20 protein-coding genes and 1 pseudogene are annotated in these 20,068 nt (G+C 73.1%); 12 read left to right on the forward strand and 9 right to left on the reverse strand.

The genetic code is table 11. The features are described 5' to 3' along the window. Positions 1-133 precede the first annotated feature (133 nt). Positions 134-1,381 (reverse strand): hypothetical protein, encoded by a 1,248-nt coding sequence (locus EAO76_RS30000; protein WP_148839031.1) that lies wholly within the window; start codon positions 1,379-1,381, stop codon positions 134-136. Positions 1,382-2,018: 637 nt separating this feature from the next. Here EAO76_RS30000 and EAO76_RS30005 point away from each other — a divergent pair. Further along, a complete protein-coding gene (locus EAO76_RS30005) occupies positions 2,019-4,043 on the forward strand; it encodes a translation factor GTPase family protein (RefSeq protein WP_148839032.1) in 2,025 nt (674 codons plus the stop codon). A gap of 257 nt (positions 4,044-4,300) precedes the next feature. Beyond that, positions 4,301-4,837 (forward strand): hypothetical protein, encoded by a 537-nt coding sequence (locus EAO76_RS30010; RefSeq protein WP_148839033.1) that lies wholly within the window; start codon positions 4,301-4,303, stop codon positions 4,835-4,837. Positions 4,838-4,901: 64 nt separating this feature from the next. Here EAO76_RS30010 and EAO76_RS30015 read toward each other — a convergent pair whose 3' ends face one another. From EAO76_RS30015 to EAO76_RS30025, 3 genes are all read right to left on the reverse strand, one after another. Next, positions 4,902-5,330 (reverse strand): ester cyclase, encoded by a 429-nt coding sequence (locus EAO76_RS30015; RefSeq protein WP_148839034.1) that lies wholly within the window; start codon positions 5,328-5,330, stop codon positions 4,902-4,904. A gap of 72 nt (positions 5,331-5,402) precedes the next feature. Beyond that, a complete protein-coding gene (locus EAO76_RS30020) occupies positions 5,403-6,260 on the reverse strand; it encodes a transglutaminase-like domain-containing protein (RefSeq protein ID WP_148839035.1) in 858 nt (285 codons plus the stop codon). A gap of 18 nt (positions 6,261-6,278) precedes the next feature. Next, positions 6,279-7,295: a GNAT family N-acetyltransferase gene (locus EAO76_RS30025; RefSeq protein WP_148839036.1), complete on the reverse strand. Its 1,017-nt coding sequence runs from the start codon at positions 7,293-7,295 to the stop codon at positions 6,279-6,281. Positions 7,296-7,412: 117 nt separating this feature from the next. On the opposite strand from EAO76_RS30025, the gene fdxA reads away from it, so the two are divergent. Both fdxA and EAO76_RS30035 read left to right on the forward strand, forming a co-directional pair. Continuing rightward, positions 7,413-7,733 (forward strand): ferredoxin, encoded by a 321-nt coding sequence (fdxA, locus tag EAO76_RS30030; protein ID WP_018105475.1) that lies wholly within the window; start codon positions 7,413-7,415, stop codon positions 7,731-7,733. A gap of 218 nt (positions 7,734-7,951) precedes the next feature. Next, positions 7,952-9,049: a bifunctional succinyldiaminopimelate transaminase/glutamate-prephenate aminotransferase gene (locus tag EAO76_RS30035; RefSeq protein ID WP_148839037.1), complete on the forward strand. Its 1,098-nt coding sequence runs from the start codon at positions 7,952-7,954 to the stop codon at positions 9,047-9,049. A gap of 154 nt (positions 9,050-9,203) precedes the next feature. Here EAO76_RS30035 and EAO76_RS30040 read toward each other — a convergent pair whose 3' ends face one another. Both EAO76_RS30040 and EAO76_RS30045 read right to left on the reverse strand, forming a co-directional pair. Further along, a complete protein-coding gene (locus tag EAO76_RS30040) occupies positions 9,204-9,602 on the reverse strand; it encodes an ATP-binding protein (RefSeq protein ID WP_148839038.1) in 399 nt (132 codons plus the stop codon). 296 nt (positions 9,603-9,898) lie between these two features. After that, positions 9,899-10,852, reverse strand: a complete 954-nt coding sequence (locus EAO76_RS30045) for a hypothetical protein (RefSeq protein WP_148839039.1) — start codon at positions 10,850-10,852, stop codon at positions 9,899-9,901. A 246-nt stretch (positions 10,853-11,098) separates the two neighbouring features. Here EAO76_RS30045 and dapE point away from each other — a divergent pair, with 246 nt between their 5' ends. Together dapE and EAO76_RS30055 are read left to right on the forward strand one after the other, a co-directional pair. Next, positions 11,099-12,178, forward strand: coding sequence for a succinyl-diaminopimelate desuccinylase (gene dapE, locus EAO76_RS30050; RefSeq protein ID WP_148839040.1), 1,080 nt, complete (start codon positions 11,099-11,101; stop codon positions 12,176-12,178). Between the two features lie 102 nt (positions 12,179-12,280). Further along, a complete protein-coding gene (locus tag EAO76_RS30055; RefSeq protein WP_148839041.1) occupies positions 12,281-13,030 on the forward strand; it encodes a TIGR00730 family Rossman fold protein in 750 nt (249 codons plus the stop codon). A gap of 74 nt (positions 13,031-13,104) precedes the next feature. Here EAO76_RS30055 and folP read toward each other — a convergent pair whose 3' ends face one another. Next, the gene (gene folP / locus EAO76_RS30060; protein ID WP_148839042.1) at positions 13,105-13,977 is read right to left on the reverse strand and encodes a dihydropteroate synthase; all 873 of its coding nucleotides are present in this window, start codon (positions 13,975-13,977) and stop codon (positions 13,105-13,107) included. A gap of 212 nt (positions 13,978-14,189) precedes the next feature. Here folP and EAO76_RS30065 point away from each other — a divergent pair, with 212 nt between their 5' ends. After that, entirely contained in the window at positions 14,190-14,636 is a 447-nt protein-coding gene (locus tag EAO76_RS30065) for a DivIVA domain-containing protein (RefSeq protein ID WP_148839043.1), read from the forward strand. Then, on the forward strand, positions 14,633-15,220 hold the full coding sequence (locus EAO76_RS30070) for a DNA-3-methyladenine glycosylase I (RefSeq protein WP_148839044.1): 588 nt from the start codon (positions 14,633-14,635) through the stop codon (positions 15,218-15,220). Before EAO76_RS30065 ends, EAO76_RS30070 begins: the two co-directional genes overlap by 4 nt. Positions 15,221-15,304: 84 nt before the next feature. Here the strand turns inward: EAO76_RS30070 and EAO76_RS30075 are convergent, their stop codons facing one another. After that, complete coding sequence (locus EAO76_RS30075; protein WP_148839045.1) at positions 15,305-16,117, reverse strand: enoyl-CoA hydratase/isomerase family protein; 813 nt, start codon at positions 16,115-16,117, stop codon at positions 15,305-15,307. 314 nt (positions 16,118-16,431) lie between these two features. Here EAO76_RS30075 and EAO76_RS30080 point away from each other — a divergent pair, with 314 nt between their 5' ends. Beyond that, positions 16,432-16,599, forward strand: a complete 168-nt coding sequence (locus EAO76_RS30080) for a DUF3117 domain-containing protein (protein ID WP_003966491.1) — start codon at positions 16,432-16,434, stop codon at positions 16,597-16,599. A gap of 154 nt (positions 16,600-16,753) precedes the next feature. Here the strand turns inward: EAO76_RS30080 and EAO76_RS30085 are convergent, their stop codons facing one another. Further along, the gene (locus EAO76_RS30085) at positions 16,754-17,419 is read right to left on the reverse strand and encodes an O-methyltransferase (protein ID WP_148839046.1); all 666 of its coding nucleotides are present in this window, start codon (positions 17,417-17,419) and stop codon (positions 16,754-16,756) included. A 186-nt stretch (positions 17,420-17,605) separates the two neighbouring features. On the opposite strand from EAO76_RS30085, the gene sigE reads away from it, so the two are divergent. From sigE to EAO76_RS44885, 3 genes and pseudogenes are all read left to right on the forward strand, one after another. Next, positions 17,606-18,367 carry an RNA polymerase sigma factor SigE gene (gene sigE / locus EAO76_RS30090; protein ID WP_262375829.1) on the forward strand — a complete coding sequence of 254 codons (762 nt, stop codon included), beginning with the start codon at positions 17,606-17,608 and terminating at the stop codon, positions 18,365-18,367. After that, on the forward strand, positions 18,364-19,422 hold the full coding sequence (locus EAO76_RS30095) for an anti-sigma factor (protein ID WP_148839047.1): 1,059 nt from the start codon (positions 18,364-18,366) through the stop codon (positions 19,420-19,422). Before sigE ends, EAO76_RS30095 begins: the two co-directional genes overlap by 4 nt. A gap of 110 nt (positions 19,423-19,532) precedes the next feature. Then, positions 19,533-20,068, forward strand: a pseudogene (locus tag EAO76_RS44885) (protease); the annotation flags it as partial.

Below are 20,068 nucleotides of genomic sequence, written 5' to 3' on the forward strand. Positions count from 1 at the left end.
GGCCCGGGACCCGTTCCGGGGGTCCGCCGGGGCTTATTCGGGACTTAATCGGGGGGAAACGCAGCCGCCGCGACCGCCGCCCCGAGGGGCGACGGCCGCGACAACGTGCCGTTCGGACGGCGATCGGGCCCGGTCAGGCCATCGCGCCACCCGTCGACTGGCGGCGGCGCAGCTTGTACGCGCCGACACCGACACCACCGAGGAGCAGCGCCGAGCCGGCGGCCAGACCGCCACCGGTCATCGCCATGCCGCCACCACCGGTGTGGACACCGCCGCGGGGCTTGTCGCCGCGGTCGCCGTAGCCACCGCGGTCGTCGCCCTTGTCGCCGTAGCCACCGCGGTCGTCGCCCTTGTCGCCGTAGCCACCGCGGTCGTCGCCCTTGTCGCCGTACCCGCCGCGGTCGTCCTTGCCACCCTTGTCGCCGTAGCCGCCGCGGCCGCCCTCGTCGTCACCGGCGATGACGGAGGCCATGAAGCCGCCGCCGGCGTGGACGCCGCCCCAGGGCTTGTCACCGCCCTTGCCGCCCTTGTCGCCGTAGCCGCCGTGGTCGTCCTTGCCGCCCTTGTCGTGGTCGCCGTAGCCACCGCGGTCGTCCTTGCCACCCTTGTCGCCGTAGCCACCGCGGCCGCCCTCGTCGTCACCGGCGATGACGGAGGCCATGAAGCCGCCGCCGGCGTGGACGCCGCCCCAGGGCTTGTCACCGCCCTTGCCGCCCTTGTCGCCGTAGCCGCCGTGGTCGTCCTTGCCGCCCTTGTCGTGGTCGCCGTAGCCACCGCGGTCGTCCTTGCCGCCCTTGTCGCCGTAGCCGCCGTGGTCGTCCTTGCCGCCCTTGTCGTGGTCGCCGTAGCCACCGCGGTCGTCCTTGCCACCCTTGTCGCCGTAGCCACCGCGGCCGCCCTCGTCGTCACCGGCGATGACGGAGGCCATGAAGCCGCCACCGGTGTGGACACCGCCGCGGGGCTTGTCGCCGCGTCCGCCGCCGTAGCCGCCGTGGTCGTCCTTGCCGCCCTTTTCGTGGTCGCCGTAGCCACCGCGGTCGTCCTTGCCACCCTTGTCGCCGTAGCCACCGCGGCCGCCCTCGTCGTCACCGGCGATGACGGAGGCCATGAAGCCGCCACCGGCGTGGACGCCGCCCCAGGGCTTGCCGTGGTCGCCGCGTCCACCGCGGTCGCCGCCGTAACCACCGCGGTCTTCGCCGTAGCCGCCGCGGTCGCCGCCGCGGTCGGAGTCGGACTTCCCGTGGTCGTCGCCGCGCGAGGACGAGTAACCGTTGTCGTGACCGGAGTCGCCGGACGTCGCCATGGCGTAGGCGGCCGGACCGGTGATGGCGAGGACCGCTGTGACGGCGGCCGAAGCGAACAGTGTGCGGGCAGAGCGCATCTGAACACATTCCTTCCGACGCAACTGCGAAGAGTGACGGGCTGTCGACTCAATGTGGCGCAGTGGCGACGTGATCCACCGTCAGCCGGAATGTCGATCCGCGCCATCGGGGAGAGGCGCATTGGAGCTACACCCTGCTCTTTTCGGGTGGCACCGGGCCGATAATCACCCGTTGGATTGCATGCGGCGCCGGGTGATGTTTGGGCGGCGGTGGACCACCCGTTTGCTGGTGCGTCAGTTCTCCGGCGCGCTCGGCGGCCGGGCCGCCCGAATTTCTCATCTCCCGTCAACGGCCTTGCGGAAAGGGCTGATTGACCTGGCGTCGTACGGGTTCTGGCGCGGGCCGGCCGGGCCTGGCGGTTCCGGCGGGCCGTCAGGTCCTTCGTACGAATGGCCCTGATCCGGGTCCGTGACGTGTGGTATCGGACGACTCGCCGCCTCTGACCTGCTTACTTTCGGGCGGCGAGAGGTGTTCGGGGCCTGCGGCGGAGACCGGGGCCGGTAAATCGGTTGTCGGAGAGCCGGGCCCCTGCTGTACTCGCCGCTGACGTCGACCGACCGAAGGAGCGGGTCATGCGCGGAACTCACATGTTCATTCAGACGGGAATTGCCACCGATCTCGAAGACATGGAGTTTCGTGCACACGCTGAACCTGGGAATTCTGGCGCATGTCGACGCCGGTAAGACGAGCCTGACCGAGCGGCTGCTCCACGCCGCCGGAGTCATCGACGAAATCGGCAGCGTCGACGACGGCAGCACCCGGACCGACTCCCTGGCGCTCGAACGGCAACGCGGCATCACGATCAAATCCGCCGTCGTCTCGTTCGCCGTCGACGACACCACCGTCAATCTGATCGACACCCCCGGTCACCCGGATTTCATCGCCGAGGTGGAACGGGTCCTGAACGTGCTCGACGGCGCCGTGCTGGTCGTCTCCGCGGTGGAGGGCGTCCAGGCACAGACCCGCGTCCTGATGCGGACGCTGCGACGCCTGCGCATCCCGACGCTCGTCTTCGTGAACAAGGTCGACCGGGGCGGCGCGCGGGACGGGGCCGTGCTGCGGAGCATCGCCGAGAAACTGACCCCGGCCGTGGTCGCCATGGGCTCGGTCGACGGACCGGGCGGCCCGGCCGCCCGCTGCGTGCCGTACACCGGCGCCGACACCGGCTTCACGGACCGGCTCGCCGAACTGCTCGCCGACCACGACGACGAGCTCCTGGCCGCGTACGTCGAGGACGCCGGGCCGCTCCCGTACGACCGGCTGCGCGGGGAACTGGCGGCGCAGACCGGGCGGGCCCTGGTGCACCCGGTGTACTTCGGCTCGGCGATCACCGGCGAGGGGGTGGACGCCCTGATCGGCGGCGTCCGGGAACTGCTGCCCGCGAGCCGGGGCGATGCCGACGGACCGGTCTCGGGCACGGTCTTCAAGGTGGAACGCGGACCGGGCGGCGAGCGGACGGCGTACGTCCGGATGTTCTCGGGCACGGTGCGGGTCCGCGACCGGCTGCCGTTCGGCCGGGGCGAGGGGCGTACCGAGGGCAGGGTGACCGGGATCGACGTCTTCGACGCGGGCTCGGTCGTGCGCGGGGCGGAGGTCGGCGCGGGCCGGATCGCGAGGCTGCGGGGGCTCGACGGCATCCGGATCGGCGACCCGGTCGGGACACCGGACGCGGACGACGCGGACGGGCCGGGCAGGTGGTTCGCCCCGCCGACGCTGGAAGCGGTCGTGGTCCCCCGCCCGCCCGCGAACCGGGGCGAGCTGCACTCCGCGCTCGCGCGGCTCGCCGACCAGGACCCGCTGATCGACCTGCGGCAGGACGACGTCCGCGAGGAGCTGTCCGTATCGCTCTACGGCGAGGTGCAGAAGGAGGTCATCGAGGCGACGCTGGCCGACGAATTCGGAATCGGCGTCACCTTCCGCGAGACCACCACCATTTGCCTGGAACGGCTGGACGGCAGCGGCGCGGCGCACGAGATCATCGACCAGGGGGAGAACCCCTTCCTGGCGACCGTCGGCCTCAGGGTCGACCCCGCCCCGGTCGGCAGCGGCATCGCCTACCGGCTGGAGGTGGAACTCGGTTCGATGCCCTTCTCCCTGATGCGGGCGGTGGAGGAGACCGCGGTGGAAACCCTGCGGCAGGGAATCCACGGCTGGCAGGTCACCGACTGCGTCGTCACCATGACGCATTCCGGCTACTGGCCCCGCCAGAGCCATTCCCACGCGGTTTTCGACAAGAGCATGTCGAGCACCGCGGGGGACTTCCGGAACCTGACCCCGCTGGTCCTGATGAGCGCGCTGAAACGGGCCGGCACCACGGTGCACGAACCGGTGCACCGGTTCCGGCTGGAACTCCCCGCGGACCTGTTCGGCCCGGTCCTGCCCGTACTCGCCCGACTGGGGGCGGTCCCCGGCGCACCCGCCGTGCACGGCTCCGCCTGCGTGCTGGAGGGCGAGATCCCGGCGGCCCGCGTCCACGAACTCCAGCAGCGGCTTCCGTCCCTGACGCGCGGTGAGGGGGTGCTGGAATCCGACTTCGACCGGTACCGGCCCGTCGTCGGCCCGCCCCCGGACCGGCCGCGCACGGACCACGACCCGCTCAACCGCAAGGAGTACCTGCTGCGCACGATGCGCAAGGTCGCGGCGGGCGGGGAGGCGCGGTGACCCCGGGGCGGTGCTCCGGGCGCGGTGACCCGGGCGGTGACCCGGGGCCGGCCCGGGCGCGTGACCTGGGCGGTGATCCGGGCGGTGCCCCGGCGACCCGGTGACGGCGCCCGCCGCCCGGACGCCGCCGCTCGTTAGGATCGGGCCGGACCCGCGAGGGCCGGGGAGACGTCTCGCGACGGTCCGGCCGTGCCGGCGGGGCCTGACCATCGACGTGACACGACGGCGGAGCCGTCGTCGGGAGAAGTGAGCAAACCGTGGCCATGGTGGGCCTGTTCTGGATCGCCGAGGGCGACGTGTACGTGGGCGCGAAGCCGACCGGTCTGGCGCCCGGGGTGCGCCTGACCCCCGAGGGCGTGATGGGCCTCGGCGACGGGCAGTCCACCCTCCACCTGTGGGAGGACGTGCGTGCCCTGACCCTGGCCGACGTCCCCATGAAGTCCTTCATGCGGCAGGCCGGGAAGGCCGGGGGCGTGGCCCTGGAGACGGTGATGAACCTGGTCCTGCCCGAGCGTCCGCTCCGGGCGGGCGAGGCCCCTCCGGCGATGACGCTGCACGTGGAGACGCACGACGGCGACCACCGGCTGACGGCCTACGCCGCCGCGGCCTCCGGCTACTCCTCGACGGAGGCGGGCCTCTCCGGGGCCCTTCTGTCCCGCCTCACGGAGGGCGCCGCGACGATGTCCACGACGCTCGCCGCGATGTCGGACTGGGGCCGCCGCACGGAGGGCGGATCGCCCCGGGGCGCGGAGCGGGAACGACTGCTGAGGCAGTGGGCGGACCAGGGAAGCTGACGCAGGGGCGGACCCAAAGCGCGGGCTCCTCGGCAGCCGGACGCACACCCGGACCGGGCCGGGATCAGCGCTCGGTGACCGCCCGCTCCAGCTGTGCGGTGATTCCCTGCCGGTCGATCTGGATCCAGTACTCGACGATGAGTCCGTCCTCGACGCGATAGACCGCGCTGGTCATCGCCGTGACCTGCGCACCGGTCGGCCGGTAGTGGTCCACCGGTCCGACGTGCCGCCCGTTCTGGGTCCAGCGGGCGTAGACCCGGTCCCCTTCGGCGATGAGCTCGTCCACGGTCAGGGTGAAGGGGCCGTACGCGTCGAGCATCTCCTGGACGTGCTCGGTGTACTGCTGCGGCGTCCGCTCCACGGTTGCCGGTGCCTCCGAGACGACCTGGTGGGCCCGGACCCGGTCGGCCATGAAGCGACCGGCCCGGTCGGGGTGCAGCCCCGAGCGCACCTGCAGGAGGAACTGGTGGACGGTGTCCTTGGCATTGTTCATTGGCGAAGTGTGGCATTCCGCTCGGGTTGCGGCGGATTCGGGGCGTTCGCCGACGACTGCCGGGGAAACGGACTAGTTCAGCAAGGACCGCGCGGCCCGCGCCCGGCGCCGTATCTCTTCCGCCGCCGAGGGGTCGACCGCGTCGACCACGTCCGCGTACTCCTCCATCTCCGCCGCCCCGCGCAGGAACTGCCCGCTCTGCACGAGCAGCTGCGCACGCTCGTGGCGCAGCCTGGCGGGGTGCGAGGGCAGCAGCAGCGAGAGGTCCACGGCCCACAGCGCCACATCCGTGCGTTCCGGACGGTGCGCGGCCCAGGCCCTGATGTTGTTCAGGATGCGCAGCACGATGTCCAGGGTCTGCGCGGGCACCAGCATCGACTCGTCGAGCGGCCGCCCGGTCGCCCCCGCCGCCAGCAGCTCCGCGTCCTGACCGGTCATCGGTCGGCCGCCGTCGAACGGATCGGCCAGCACCCGCTCGTCCGGATCGCCGAAACCGACGACGAAATGGCCGGGCAGCGCCACCCCGTACACCGGGGCCCCGGCACGGCGCGCCACCTCGATCCACACCACGGACAGCAGGATCGGCAGCCCCCGGCGCCGCCGCAGCACCTCGTGCAGCAGCGACGACTCCAGCCGCCGGTAGTCCGCCGACGAGCCCGCGAAACCGCACCGCTCACCGAGCAGCTCGGCGAGGGCCGAGGCCCAGGCCCGACCGCCCCGCACCCCGTAGGGGAGCCGGCCCGCCAGCTCGTCCAGCTCGATCTGCGCCGCGTCGATCCCGTGCTCGCCCAGCGAGGGATCGGCCACCGCGCCCAGCAGCAGGCAGAGCAGCGCGAGGTCGGGCCGCTCCTCGCGCGCCTCCTCGGCGAACCGCCTGCGCAGCTCGTCGGGGCCGGGACGGTCCGGCTGCTCGTGGTGGTGAGGGTTCATCGGGATCGTCCTCCTCCGTCACGCCGACCGGAAGTGGTGGTACAGGTGGTGGACCGCGAACCCCATGCCCTCGTACATCGCCCGCGCGCCCTCGTTGTCCGACTCCACCTGGAGCCACGCCGCCGACGCGCCCTCGTCCAGGGCCCGGCGGGCGAGCGCGGTCATCACGGCGGTGGCCAGGCCCCGGCGCCGGTGCGCCGGATCGACCTCGACGGCCATGAACCCCGCCCACCGGCCGTCCACCACGCACCGGCCGATCGCGGCGGGCGGGGCGGGGGCATCGGCCGCGCCGGCGTCGTCGGCCGGTACCGAGGCGAACCACACCGACGGGCCGCCGCGCAGTACCTGGAGGACGTGCGGGCCCGGCGTCTCGAAGCGCTGGTAGCGGGAGAGCCACGCCTCGTCGAGGTCCCGGCCCAGCCGTACCCGCGACACGTCCGCCGCCAGGTCGCCGATCGGCGCCAGCGCGGCGGTCCGCACCTCCGTCGTCACCTCGCGCCGCCAGCCGCGCTCCTCCAGCTCCGCGCAGAGCAGCTCCTGGGTGCCCTCGCCGCCGGTCGCGGCCTGGACGTACGCGGGCAGGCCCCGTTCCCCGTACCACTGCCCGACGCGCCGGAGCGCCTCGTCGAGCGGCATGCCGGGATCGCCGAGCGGCAGCACGGAGTTGGCGCGCCGGGTGAACCCCCGCGCGGCGCGCAGCCGCCAGTCGCCCAGCGGTTCGCTCTCCACCGGGGGCCAGGCACGGGCGCAGACGGCGGACAGTTCCTCGAAGGAGGCGGCGGGGCCGCGGCGGCGGGCCGGAGCGGCGGGCACGACCTTGCCCGCGACCAACGAGGACTCGTCGATCCGGACGGATTCACCGCTCTTCCGTGTGATTGAGAGCACACCGTTGTCCCATGATGTGAGAACCCCGACGGTGTCCGTGAACTTCGCGCCTTGAGGACCGGTCTCGCACACACGCCGGACTGATACCCGTTTGCCCACGTCAACCGGTGTGATTCGGACCTCGAGCTGTCCGCCGATGGTGAATTCCACAGCTCTGTGCGCCCCTCCTGTTCGGTTCGTGCCCCGGAACGGAGATACTAGGGGTGGGCATCGACGACGCCGCGCTCCCGCGCGAGAGCCAACGCCCTACCGAGGAGGAACGACAGCGTGACCTACGTCATCGCGCAGCCTTGTGTCGACGTGAAGGACAAGGCCTGCATCGAAGAGTGCCCCGTCGACTGCATCTACGAGGGCCAGCGGTCCTTGTACATCCACCCGGACGAATGCGTCGACTGTGGAGCCTGTGAGCCGGTGTGCCCGGTCGAGGCGATCTTCTACGAGGACGACACTCCGGACGAGTGGAAGGACTACTACAAGGCGAACGTCGAGTTCTTCGACGACCTCGGGTCGCCGGGTGGTGCCTCCAAGCTGGGCCTGATCGAGCGCGACCACGCGTTCATCGCCGCGCTCCCGCCGCAGAACCAGTAGTCGGCGGCCGCCACGCGCACCGCCCCGGTCCCGTACGGCTCGTCACCGTGCGGGGCCGAGGCGTTTTCGCACCCGGGCGACGGGTGCCCGTCACCCGGGCGGCCCGTACCGGAAAGCCGCGTACGGGAAAGCTCCGTACGGGAAAGCCGCGTACGGGAGAGCCACGTACGAGAAAGCTTCGTACGGGAAAGCCACGTACGAGAAAGCAGAGAGATTCCGTGTCCGCAGTCTCCTCCCGTCTCCCGGTCTTCCCGTGGGACAAGCTCGCCCCCTACAAGTCGACGGCCGCGGGACACCCCGACGGCATCGTGGACCTGTCCGTCGGCACGCCCGTCGACCCGGTGCCCGCGCTGATCCGGCAGGCGCTCGTCGCCGCCGCCGACAGCCCCGGCTATCCGACGGTGTGGGGGACCGCCGAGCTGCGCGACGCGATCACCGGCTGGCTGGAGCGGCGGCTCGGCGCGGTCGGGGTGACGCACGAGAACGTCCTGCCGGTCGTCGGCTCCAAGGAACTGGTGGCCTGGCTGCCGACCCAGCTCGGCCTCGGCGCGGGCGACAAGGTGGCGTACCCGCGGCTCGCCTACCCCACGTACGAGGTGGGCGCCCGGCTCTGCGGCGCCGAACCCGTGGTCTACGACGACCCGACCGAGCTGGACCCGGCCGGGCTGAAGCTGCTCTGGCTGAACTCGCCGTCCAACCCGACCGGCCGAGTCCTGTCCAAGGACGAACTGACCCGGATCGTCGCCTGGGCCCGTGAGCACGGCGTACTGGTCCTCAGCGACGAGTGCTACCTGGAACTGGGCTGGGAGGCCGAGCCGGTCTCCGTGCTGCACCCGGACGTCTGCGGCGGCACGTACGACGGCATCGTCGCCGTCCACTCGCTCTCCAAGCGCTCCAACCTGGCCGGGTACCGGGCCGCCTTCATCGCGGGCGACCCGGCCGTGCTGGGCGAGCTGCTGCTGATCCGCAAGCACGGCGGAATGATGACGCCCGCCCCGGTCCAGGCGGCGACGGTCGCGGCGCTCGGCGACGACGCGCACGTCGCCGAGCAGCGCGAGCGGTACGCGGAACGGCGCGCGGCCCTGCGCGCGGCCCTGGAGGCGCACGGCTTCCGGATCGAGCACAGCGAGGCCAGCCTCTACCTGTGGGCCACCCGCGACGAACCGTGCTGGGAGACCGTGGCGTACCTGGCGGAGCTCGGCATCCTGGTGGCGCCGGGCGACTTCTACGGCCCGGCCGGGGACCGCTTCGTGCGCGTGGCGTTCACGGCGACGGACGAGCGGGTCGCGGCGGCGGTCAAGCGCCTGGCGCCGTAGACGGGCGATCCGGACCGGGCTCGACCGGGCCGGTTCACGGTTGGCCCGGTTCGGGCCGGTCCTGGTCGGTTCGCGGTACGCGCGAGGGGCCTCGGGAACGCATCGCGTCCCGAGGCCCCTCGCGCGTGGTGCGCCGGCCGGTGGCCGGGGCGGGTCAGCCGAGCGGCAGGCCGCCCCCGGCCGCGCCGCCGAGGGTCTCGCCCGCGTTGCCCGCGAGGCCGCCCGCGGCCTTCTGCACGGTGGGGGCGGCCTGGGTGCCGGCCTCGCCGACGGTCTTGCTCGCGACCGGGAGGGCCGTGCCGACGAGCTTGCCGCCGGTCTCGTTCGCCGCGCCGGCACCTTGCCGGGACGCGCCGTCGACCGCCTTGCCGAGACCGGCGCCGTCCGCCACCTCGCCGAGGCCGGCGCCGTCGACGGTGGTCAGACCGCCGAGCTCCGGGGCCTGCGGGAGCGTCGCGGCACCCGCGGCTCCGGCCGCGCCGACCACGGGGGCGGCACCTGCGGCGATCAGCAGCGCGGCACGGGCGATCCGGCGGGTCAGGGGGAGGGACATGATGCTCCTTCGACGGGTGAGGAATCTGTCTGTCCGTTGATCGGACGCAATGACAACCGTCGTGAGGGCGGGAGAGGTTGCGGTGGGCCGAGGTAAAGAGTCGGTAACGCACCGCATGGTCCGCCGCGGCGGAATCCGGTCGGTCCACGACTTTCCGGACGGGCGGATGAACCGTCACTCCCCTTGCGCCGCAAGAGAAGTGACGGTTATTCGGAGAGCAGAGGGAGCCGTCGCGGCGGTCCGTGCGCGGGGACGGACGGGAAGCGCCGGATGACCGCTGCGGGCGATCGGGCGAACTACTGCGCGAGCCCGATCCGGACCTCGGTGGTGCCCGATTCCTTGCGTTCCGTCCGCCAGCCCGCCCCGGCCTTCCACACCCGGTCCGCGTAGGACACCTCGTCGATCCGGAGCGCCTCGGAGCGCGCGACCGCCCAGTGCGCGAGCTCCCAGCCGCGCCGGTCCGCGTCCTTCCCGCCGCCCCCGGACGCACGGGTCGCGCGCACCGGCACCGAGATCGGGCCCGCCGCCGGGGCCCCGGCCGCGGACTTCCCGTCCGGCGACGTGACCTCCCGCGCGGGCAGCACGTCCTTGCCGAAGGCGCGCACCAGCTCCGAGCGCACCTTCGCCGGGTCCGCCTTCGCGGCCGTCGCCCGCGGCGGCACGCAGTTCAGCGCGGCGGGCGTCCGGCCGGTCAGCGCCGCCGACAGCAGCGCCGCGTCCGGCTCGTGCTTCGCGTACGCCTGCGGGAAGCCGCTGCGCTGGACCCGCTGCGCGGCGACCGTCAGCGGCAGCCGCGAGTAGCCGGGGACCTTCGCCAGGTGCCGGTAGAACTCACCGGCGGAGTAGACCGGGTCCAGGATCTGCTCCTCCGTGCCCCAGCCCTGCGAGGGGCGCTGCTGGAACAGGCCCAGCGAGTCCCGGTCGCCGTGCTCGATGTTGCGCAGCCCGGACTCCTGGAGCGCGGTCGCCAGCGCGATCGTCACGGCGCGCTCCGGCATCCCGCGCGAGACGCCGACCGCCGAGATCGTCGCGGCGTTGGACGCCTGCTCGGGGCTCATCCGGTACGTACGGGCCCGGCCGTCCGAACCGTCGGCGGACTCCACCGTGCAGCCCTCGACGAGCTTGTTGCCGGTGACGTACTGAACGGCCAGATAGCCGCCGAGCGCGGCGAGCACGACAAGGGCCGCCGTGACGCGGAAGAGACGGCTGCGGCCGGTGTGTCGGCTGGTGGAAGAGGCGGTCCGGGGCACGGGGCCACCGTACTGGAGTGCCGGACCGGGGCCGAGGGCCCAGGGGCCCAGGCCCGGATCATGACGTGTCCGAGGGGTCCGATCCGCCCCGGAGCGGACGAAAAGCCCTGGTCCCGTACGGTCCCGTCCGCGGCCGGCGGCGGGACGACCGGGCCGGGCCGCCCACCGGCCGGGGCGGGCGTCCCGTCAGCGGCCGGCGATGAGACGGCCCTGCCGACCGCGGGCGGGGTCGTTAGGGTCGGTGCCATGCCCGAAACCACACTTGACCTCACCCAGGACGGCCCGGCGCTCACCGCCGCGCTCGTCGACTTCCCCTCGGTCAGCGGTCAGGAGAAGGACCTCGCCGACGCGATCGAGTCGGCGCTGCGCACGCTCCCGCACCTGACCGTCGACCGGCACGGCAACAACATCGTGGCCAGGACGAACCTGGGCCGGGCCGAGCGGGTCGTGCTCGCCGGGCACATCGACACCGTGCCGATCGCGGACAACGTGCCGTCCCGGCTCGACGCCGACGGCCTGCTGTGGGGCTGCGGCACCTCCGACATGAAGTCGGGCGTCGCCGTCCAGCTGCGGATCGCCGCGACCGTGCCCGAGCCCAACCGCGACCTGACCTTCGTCTTCTACGACAACGAGGAGGTCGCCGCGCACCTCAACGGGCTCGGCCACGTCGCCGACGCCCACCCGGACTGGCTCGCGGGCGACTTCGCGGTCCTGCTGGAGGGCTCCGACGGCGAGGTCGAGGGCGGCTGCCAGGGCACCCTGCGGGTCTTCCTGCACACCCGGGGCGAGCGGTCCCACTCCGCACGCGGCTGGATGGGGTCCAACGCCATCCACGCCGCCGCCCCGATCCTGGCCCGCCTCGCCGCGTACGAGCCGCGCCGCCCGGTCATCGACGGCCTCGAATACCGCGAGGGCCTGAACGCGGTACGGATCGAGGGCGGCGTCGCCAACAACGTCATCCCCGACGCCTGCACCGTCGTCGTCAACTACCGGTACGCCCCCGACCGCACCGCCGAGGAGGCGCTGGCCCACGTCCACGAGGTCTTCGCGGACTGCGGCGTGGCCGAATTCGTCGTCGACGACCACTCGGGCGCGGCCATGCCCGGCCTCTCCCACCCGGCGGCCGAGGCGTTCATGGCGGCGGTCGGCGGCACCGCCCGGCCCAAGTTCGGCTGGACCGACGTCTCCCGCTTCGGCTCCCTCGGCATCCCCGCCGTGAACTACGGACCCGGCGACCCGCTCCTGGCGCACAAGCGCGACGAGCACGTGAAGGTCGAGCGGATCACCCACTGCGAGGAGCGGCTCCGCTCCTGGCTCACCGGCTGACCCACGGCATTCCCCTGGTCGTAACCTCCGGCGATCTACCCTGACCTGACAACGGACGGCCGCCGTCGGACGGCCGTCGATCGTCGTCGGAGGGAGCAGGTCATGGGCAACCCCGAGGGAGCACGCGTCCCCGAGGAGCAGCGGCTCGGACCGGTACTGCGCCGCAGGGAACAGGTGCAGCCCGGCACCACCGATCAGCGGCTGCTGGACACCGAGGGCGACTCCGAGTGGGTGCACACCGATCCATGGCGGGTGATGCGCATCCAGTCGGAGTTCGTCGAGGGCTTCGGCGCGCTGGCCGAACTGCCGAGCGCCATCAGCGTCTTCGGCTCCGCCCGAACCCCGGCCGACGGACCCGACTACGAGGCGGGCGTACGGATCGGCAAGGCCCTGGTCGAGGCGGGCTTCGCGGTGATCACCGGGGGCGGGCCCGGCGCGATGGAGGCGGCGAACAAGGGGGCGCGGGAGGCGAAGGGCGTCTCGGTCGGCCTCGGCATCGAGCTGCCCTTCGAGTCGGGCCTCAACCCGCACGTCGACATCGGCGTGAACTTCCGCTACTTCTTCGTCCGCAAGACGATGTTCGTGAAGTACGCGCAGGGCTTCGTCGTGCTGCCCGGCGGCCTCGGCACCCTGGACGAGCTCTTCGAGGCCCTCACCCTCGTCCAGACGGGCAAGGTGACCCGCTTCCCGATCGTGCTGTTCGGCACCGAGTACTGGAGCGGCCTCGTGGACTGGCTGCGGGACACGGTGGTGGCCCAGGGCAAGGCGTCCGAGCACGACATGCTGCTGTTCCACGTCACGGACGACGTGGACGAGGCGGTCAACCTCGTGACGAAGGAGGTCGGCCGGTAGACCACCGTGCCCGGGGCGGGGGCCGGGGCACCCGCCCCGGCCCCCGCGGGCATCAGGCCAGGCCGCGGCGGGCATCAGGCCAGGCCGCGGCGGGCCACCGCGGGCTCCCGGTGACCGGCGATCGACGCCACCATGTCCAGGACCTGCCGGGTCTCCGCCACCTCGTGCACCCGGTAGACCTGCGCGCCCAGCCACGCCGACACGGCCGTCGTCGCCAGCGTCCCGAGCACCCGCTCCTTCACCGGCCGGTCGAGCGTCTCGCCGACGAAGTCCTTGTTGGACAGCGATACCAGGACCGGCCAGCCGGTCTCCGTCATCTCGCCGAGCCGCCGGGTCGCCTCCAGGGAGTGCCGGGTGTTCTTCCCGAAGTCGTGACCGGGGTCGATCATGATCCCGTCGGGCCGCACCCCGAGCGCGACCGCCCGCTCGGCCAGCCCCACCGTCACCCGCAGGATGTCCGCCATCACGTCCTCGTACCCGACCCGGTGCGGCCGGGTCCGGGGCTCGGCGCCGCCCGCGTGCGTGCACACCAGCCCGGCGCCGTACCGCGCGGCGACCTCCGCGAGCTTCGGGTCGTGGCCGCCCCACGCGTCGTTCAGCACGTCCGCGCCGGCCTCGCAGACCGCCGCGCCCACGTCGTGCCGCCAGGTGTCGACGCTGATCACCACATCCGGGTGGCGGCGGCGGACCTCCGCGACGAACCCCACCGTGCGGCGGGCCTCCTCCTCGGCGGTCACCTCTTCGCCGGGGCCCGCCTTCACACCCCCGATGTCGACGATCGCCGCACCGTCCGCGATCGCCTGCTCGACCCGGGCGAGCGCCGGTTCGTCCCGGAAGGTCGCGCCCTGGTCGTAGAAGGAATCCGGGGTGCGGTTCACGATCGCCATGATCACCGGCTCGTGCGCACCGAATTCGCGCCGTCCCAGCCTGAGCGCACCGCTTCGCATCCCGTCTCTCCTCCGGTAGATCGCCCCGCGGGTCGCCTGCGCCCCTGGGCCGTGCCCGCCAAGTTATCGCCTGGTCCCGGCCGTCGGTCCCACGGTCCCGGCCGGGCGGACCCCGCCCGCCGGTCCGCGGCCCCGGCCGGGCAGGGCCCCGGTTGTCGGTGCCGCATGGCACGATCGGACCCGGACAGGTTTCCGCCCATGGGGAGATGCGCGTGTTCTGGTTCTTGCTGCTGACGATGGTGGTGGTCGTGGCCGCGGTCACCCTCGCGGTGGTCGGCGGGGGGAAGAGCGCGGTCCTGCAGGACGTGGCGCCCGAGCAGCTGACCGATCCGCTGCCCGCGACACGCCCGGTCGGCCGCGCGGACGTCGAAGCGCTGCGGCTCCCGGTGGTCGCGCGCGGCTACCGGATGACGGAGGTGGACGAGGCGCTCGGCCGCCTCGGTGCCGAACTCGCCGAGCGGGACGCGCGGATCGCGGAGCTGGAGTCGGCGCTGGCCGGTGCCCAGGCGACCGCGGTCGGCGGCCCCGACCTGTTCGAGCGACCGGCCGCGGAGCCCTCCGAGGAACGCCACAGAGCGCCGTGGGAGGCGCCCGGGCAGGAGCCCGGCGGAAGCGGACACGGCCACCCCGAGTACCCCGGAGAGGAGCCCCGGCGATGAGCGGCGGAGCCGAGGCCGCCCGGGACGGCGGACTGCGCTGCCCGTGGGGGCTCGCCACCGAGGACTACCTCGCGTACCACGACACCGAATGGGGCCGCCCCGTCCACGGCGACGACGCCCTCTTCGAACGGCTCTGCCTGGAGGCGTTCCAGTCGGGCCTGTCCTGGCTGACGATCCTGCGCCGCCGCGAGGGCTTCCGCTCCGCCTTCGCCGGGTTCAAGATCCCCGCGGTGGCGGAGTTCACCGGCGCCGACGAGGAACGCCTCCTCGCCGACGCGGGCATCATCCGCAACCGGGCGAAGATCGAGGCGACCCTCGCCAACGCCAAGGTGCTGGCCGGCTGGCGCGCCGGTGAGCTGGACGAGCTGATCTGGTCCCACGCCCCCGACCCGGCGGGCCGCCCCGCCCCGCGCACCCTCGGCGACGTACCCGCCGTCACACCGGAGTCGACGGCGCTGGCCAAGGACCTCAAGAAGCACGGCCTGCGCTTCGTGGGACCCACCACCGCCTACGCCCTGATGCAGGCGTGCGGCCTGGTCGACGACCACCTGGCCGACTGCGTGGCACGCGGCGGCGGGGCGTAGCCCGCCGGGCCTTCGACCCGGCGCGTCCGGGGCCCCGGCGGAGTGCCGGGGCCCCGGGTTCTTCGGTGCTGCCGGTTTTCGGTGCTACCGGCCGAGGTACTTCGGCTTCTCCTTGTCCAGGAATGCCCGCACCGCGATCGTGTGGTCCTCGGACGCGCCCGCCCGGGTCTGGAGCTCGTCCTCCTTCTCCAGCGCCTCGTCGAGCGTGCGTCCGGCGCCATGGGCCAGGGACTCCTTGAGCGCGGCGTACGCCACCGTGGGGCCGGACGCCAGGGCACGGGCCACGGCGGCGGCCTCGGCGGCCAGGTCCGCCGCGGGCACCAGCCTGTTCACGATGCCCAGCTCGTACGCGTCCTGCGCGGAGATCGAGCGCGGGAAGAACAGCAGATCGGCGGCGCGGCTCTGCCCGATCAGCCGGGGCAGCGTCCAGGAGACGCCCGAGTCGGCGGTGAGCGCGACACCGGCGAACGAGGTGTTGAACGAGGCGGTGTCGGCGACCACCCGGTAGTCGCAGGCGAGCGCGAAGCCGAAACCGGCGCCCGCGGCGACGCCGTTCACCCCGGCGACGACCGGCTTGGGCATCCCGGTGAGGGCCCGGACGATCGGGTTGTAGTGCTCCCGCACGGTGCTCAGCGCGTTGCCGCCGTCCGACTCGCGGGCCTCGGCGAGCTTGGCCACGTGCTCCTTCAGGTCCTGGCCCACGCAGAAGGCGCGCCCGGTCGCGGTGAGCAGAACGGCCCGTACGGCGGTGTCGGCGGCAGCGGCCTCCAGCGCGTCCCGGAGCGCCACCTTGGCCGCTGTGTCCATGGCATTCATCGCGTCGGGACGGTTGAGGGTGATCGTCGCGAGTCCGTCGCTCACCTCGTAGAGCACGCTGTCCGCCATGTGATCGGCCATTTCGTTGTCCCCTCCGGACCTCGGGCAATGCCTGTCCAGGCAAGCATGGCCGACATGGACGGAAGCCGACATGTGACCTGCGTCTAACAATTACGCCCCCACAAGGGGGTGAGGGCGGCGGAGTATCGCAGGTCGATCGCCGAAATGGGTGGTTTTGCGAGAGCGCGTTGCACAAGCGATGCCGACCGAGGTTGGTCATCGGGGTCTGTGATGCGGGATAATGGCCTGGAAGCAATGTGTTCGATGCCGGTGACGCAGCGCCTGTCAGTGGGGCCGCCGGTTGCGATGAGCTGGTTTCAGGAAGGGGAACGAGCATGGCGGCCATGAAGCCGCGGACGGGCGACGGCCCGCTCGAGGTGACAAAGGAGGGGCGGGGCATCGTCATGCGCGTTCCGCTCGAAGGCGGCGGTCGGCTTGTCGTGGAGCTGACGCCGGACGAGGCCGATGCACTCGGCGACGCCCTCAAGAAGGTCGTCGGCTGAACAGAGGCGTTCATTCTTCATCACTGCCCCGGCACGGTGCCCGTGCCGGGGCAGTGATGCGTTCACGGCGATCCGGGGGCGGCCGGCCCGGAGCCCGGAAGCCCTGACGGCGCCGGGTCGCGTCCCGCGCCCCGGCCGCCCCCGTTCCGGTTGCTCAGCCCCGCCGCACCGCGCACAGCAGCCCGTCGCCCACCGGCAGCAGCGTCGCCATCAGCTCCTGGCTCTCCCGCACCGTGCGCAGCAGCTCCCGCAGCCGCAGCACCTCCGCGGGCTGCGCCGAGGAGTCGACCGTACGGCCGTCGGCGAAGACGCCCTCGAAGCAGACGAGGCCGCCGGGCCGCAGCAGACGCAACGATTCGGCGAGGTAGTCCAGGCTCTCCAGCCGGTCGCCGTCGCAGAACACGAGGTCGTACCCGCCGTCCGCGAGCCGCGGCAGCACGTCCAGGGCGCGGCCGGGGATGAAGCGGGAGCGGTTGGCGGCGAAGCCCGCGGCCCGGAACGCCTCGCGGGCGAACTGCTGGCGCTCGGGCTCCGGGTCGACCGTGGTCAGCACCCCGTCGGGCCGCATGCCGTGCAGCAGATAGAGTCCGGACACGCCGGTGCCGGTGCCGATTTCGGCCACTGCTTTGGCGTCCGTCGTGGCAGCGAGCAGGCGCAGAGCGGCGCCGGTGCCTGGCGACACCGGGCGGAGCCCTGCGTCCCGGGCCCGGTCCCTGGCCCAGTGCACTGCTTCGTCCTCGGCGACAAAGGCGTCGGCGAACGCCCAGCTCGTCTGCCGGTTGGCGGTAATGACCCTCTCCTGTCCCCGTAGTTGGCGCAACGGTGACTGTATCCGCTGGACCCGGGAACCCGCAGATGGGACCGGGCGTTATGAGGAGGCGGGGGAGAGCCCGTGGGACCGGCCCCGCAGATCGGGTCCGGGAAGCCACGGGCCGATGCTTTCCCGGGGCGAGTCCCCGGCCCCAGCAGGAAAAAGGCTTATCCGGAGCTAACGGGCGAGGTGGCTATGGTAGGGACTCCACTGGACACCACCAGAGCCGACAGGGGAGGTGCGGCTGCGCCTGTGGATCGGGGAGGAGTGCTGCGGCGCTTTCTCAGGTCGGCGGGTGAGCCGAAATCCGTGACCTACATTGCTGACCGTTCTTCCAACGACTCCGCACCGACCGCGACCTTCGCCTCCGATGCGGACTCCCAGGCGTGGACACCGCCCTCATGGGAAGAGATCGTCAGCACACACAGCGGCCGGGTCTACCGCCTCGCCTACCGACTGACGGGCAACCAGCACGACGCCGAGGACCTCACCCAGGAGGTCTTCGTCCGTGTCTTCCGGTCGCTGTCGACCTACACGCCCGGCACCTTCGAGGGCTGGCTGCACCGCATCACGACCAACCTGTTCCTGGACATGGTCCGCCGCAAGCAGCGGATCCGCTTCGACTCCCTCGGCGACGACGCCGCCGAGCGGCTGCCGAGCCGCGAGCCGTCCCCGCAGCAGGTCTTCAACGACAGCCACTTCGACGCGGACGTGCAGCAGGCGCTGGACACCCTCGCGCCCGAGTTCCGTGCCGCCGTCGTGCTCTGCGACATCGAGGGCCTCTCGTACGAGGAGATCGCCGCGACGCTGGGCGTGAAGCTCGGCACCGTGCGCAGCCGTATCCACCGGGGCCGCTCGCACCTGCGCAAGGCGCTGCAGCACCGTTCGCCCGCGGCCCGTGCCGAGCAGCGCTCGCTGGCGGGCGCGGTACTCGCGGGGGAGGGCGGAACGGCGTGAGTGGCACAGGTCCGACCCCCGCGGAACAACACCTGGGGGACCGCCTCGCCGCGCTTGTCGACGGCGAGCTCAAACACGACGCCCGGGACCGGGTGCTCGCCCACCTCGCGACCTGCGCCAAGTGCAAGGCCGAGGCGGCGGACCAGCGGCGGCTGAAGAGCGTCTTCGCGCAGTCCGCCCCGCCCTCGCCGTCCGAGGGCTTCCTCGCCCGGCTGCAGGGCCTTCCCGGCGGACCGGGAGGTGACGGCGACGACGAGGGAAGACCGTTCGGCGGCTCCGGACGCTTCTCCGACGGGCTCTTCCCCGTGGTCCAGCCGTCCGGCAGCCGCACGGATCGGCCGGGGGACCCCCCGCTCGGAGGCTTCGGCTTCCTGCCGGCCCCGCACGGCTCGACCGCCGTGCTGCCGGGCAGATCCCCCCGTTCCGGCTTCCGGATCCATGAGGTGGGACGGGAGGCCGACCGCTCGCCCTGGCGCGGCCGGAGATTCGCCTTCGCGGCGGCGAGTGCCGTCTCGCTGGCGGCCATCGCCCTCGGCGCCCTGCCCGCGGGCTCCGGGACCGGTACCACGGCCCGCGCCTCGGGCTCCGGCTCCGGCTCCGGGAACGCCGTGACCCCCTTCGACACCGCTTCGCGCGGCGAGAGCGGCAGCCCGGCCGCCCGTCGCAACGGCAGCGGCGGCGGACAGGGCAGGCTCACGGCTGCGGAGGAGGGCGAACGCGTGGCCGTGGCGGCCCCGTCGGCCGCGCCGGGCACGATGTCCGCACCCGCCGCGGCCACTCCCGCCACTCTGTCCACGTCCGCGGTGATGTCCACCGGGAGCCTCATGGGCGGTCCCTTCACCACCCAGGTCCTGACGAACATGTCCGCGTCACCGCTGATACGCCCGACCGCTCCCACCCCGCTCTTCGCCAAGGTGCTCGGGCGCCTCGCCCCACCGTCCCCGACGCCCTACGCGCCGCCACAGCCGCCGCCGCCGTCGTCGTGGGCGCAACCGTCGGCCTCGGCTCTCCCCACCCCCACCGAGCGCGGCCTGCCGCTTTCCGTCCGGCGCTGACCGGGGTCTGCGCAAGCATTCGCAAACCTGGTTGAATTCCTGGAGCAGTTCCGGGAGGGACGCCCCCGCCGGGGCGTGCACGGGCCAGTTGAGGCAGTTGCGGGGAGAGCATGGAAGACGGGAAGTCCACCGGGCCGAAGGCGAAGTGGTGGAGCCGTCCCACACCGGGACGCGCCACCCGCACGACGCCGGACGAGTCCTCGTTCCCCGTCGAGGACGCGCCGCCCGCGGCCGGCTCCGCGGGCGCGCCGACGGCCGGACTTCCGGTGGACGCCGCGCAGCCGTCCGACGGGGAGGGCTCCGTGCCGGACGACTCCCGCGCCACCGCGGTACCCGCGGCCGCCGGGCCCTACGCCCCGGCGGCCGACGCCACCGGACCGGTACCGGCGGTACCGGCCGTCGGGCCCATGACGTCCGGGCAGCCGATGAAGCCGCTGCACGAGCCCGACGAGTACAGCACCCCGCCCTACGGCGGCCCCGGCCCCTGGGCGCCCGCACCCCCCGTGCAGCGCCCGGTCCCGACCCCCGCGCACGGCACCTCCGTACCTCCGCAGTACACGGGGACGAACGGGGCGCGCCCCAGGGGTCGTACTGGAGCCACTGCGTCGGCTGTGCCGGCTGCGGCTGGAGCGGGGCGGGGGCCACC

This window comes from Streptomyces sp. sk2.1 (assembly GCF_008120935.1).
Lineage (GTDB): Bacteria > Actinomycetota > Actinomycetes > Streptomycetales > Streptomycetaceae > Streptomyces.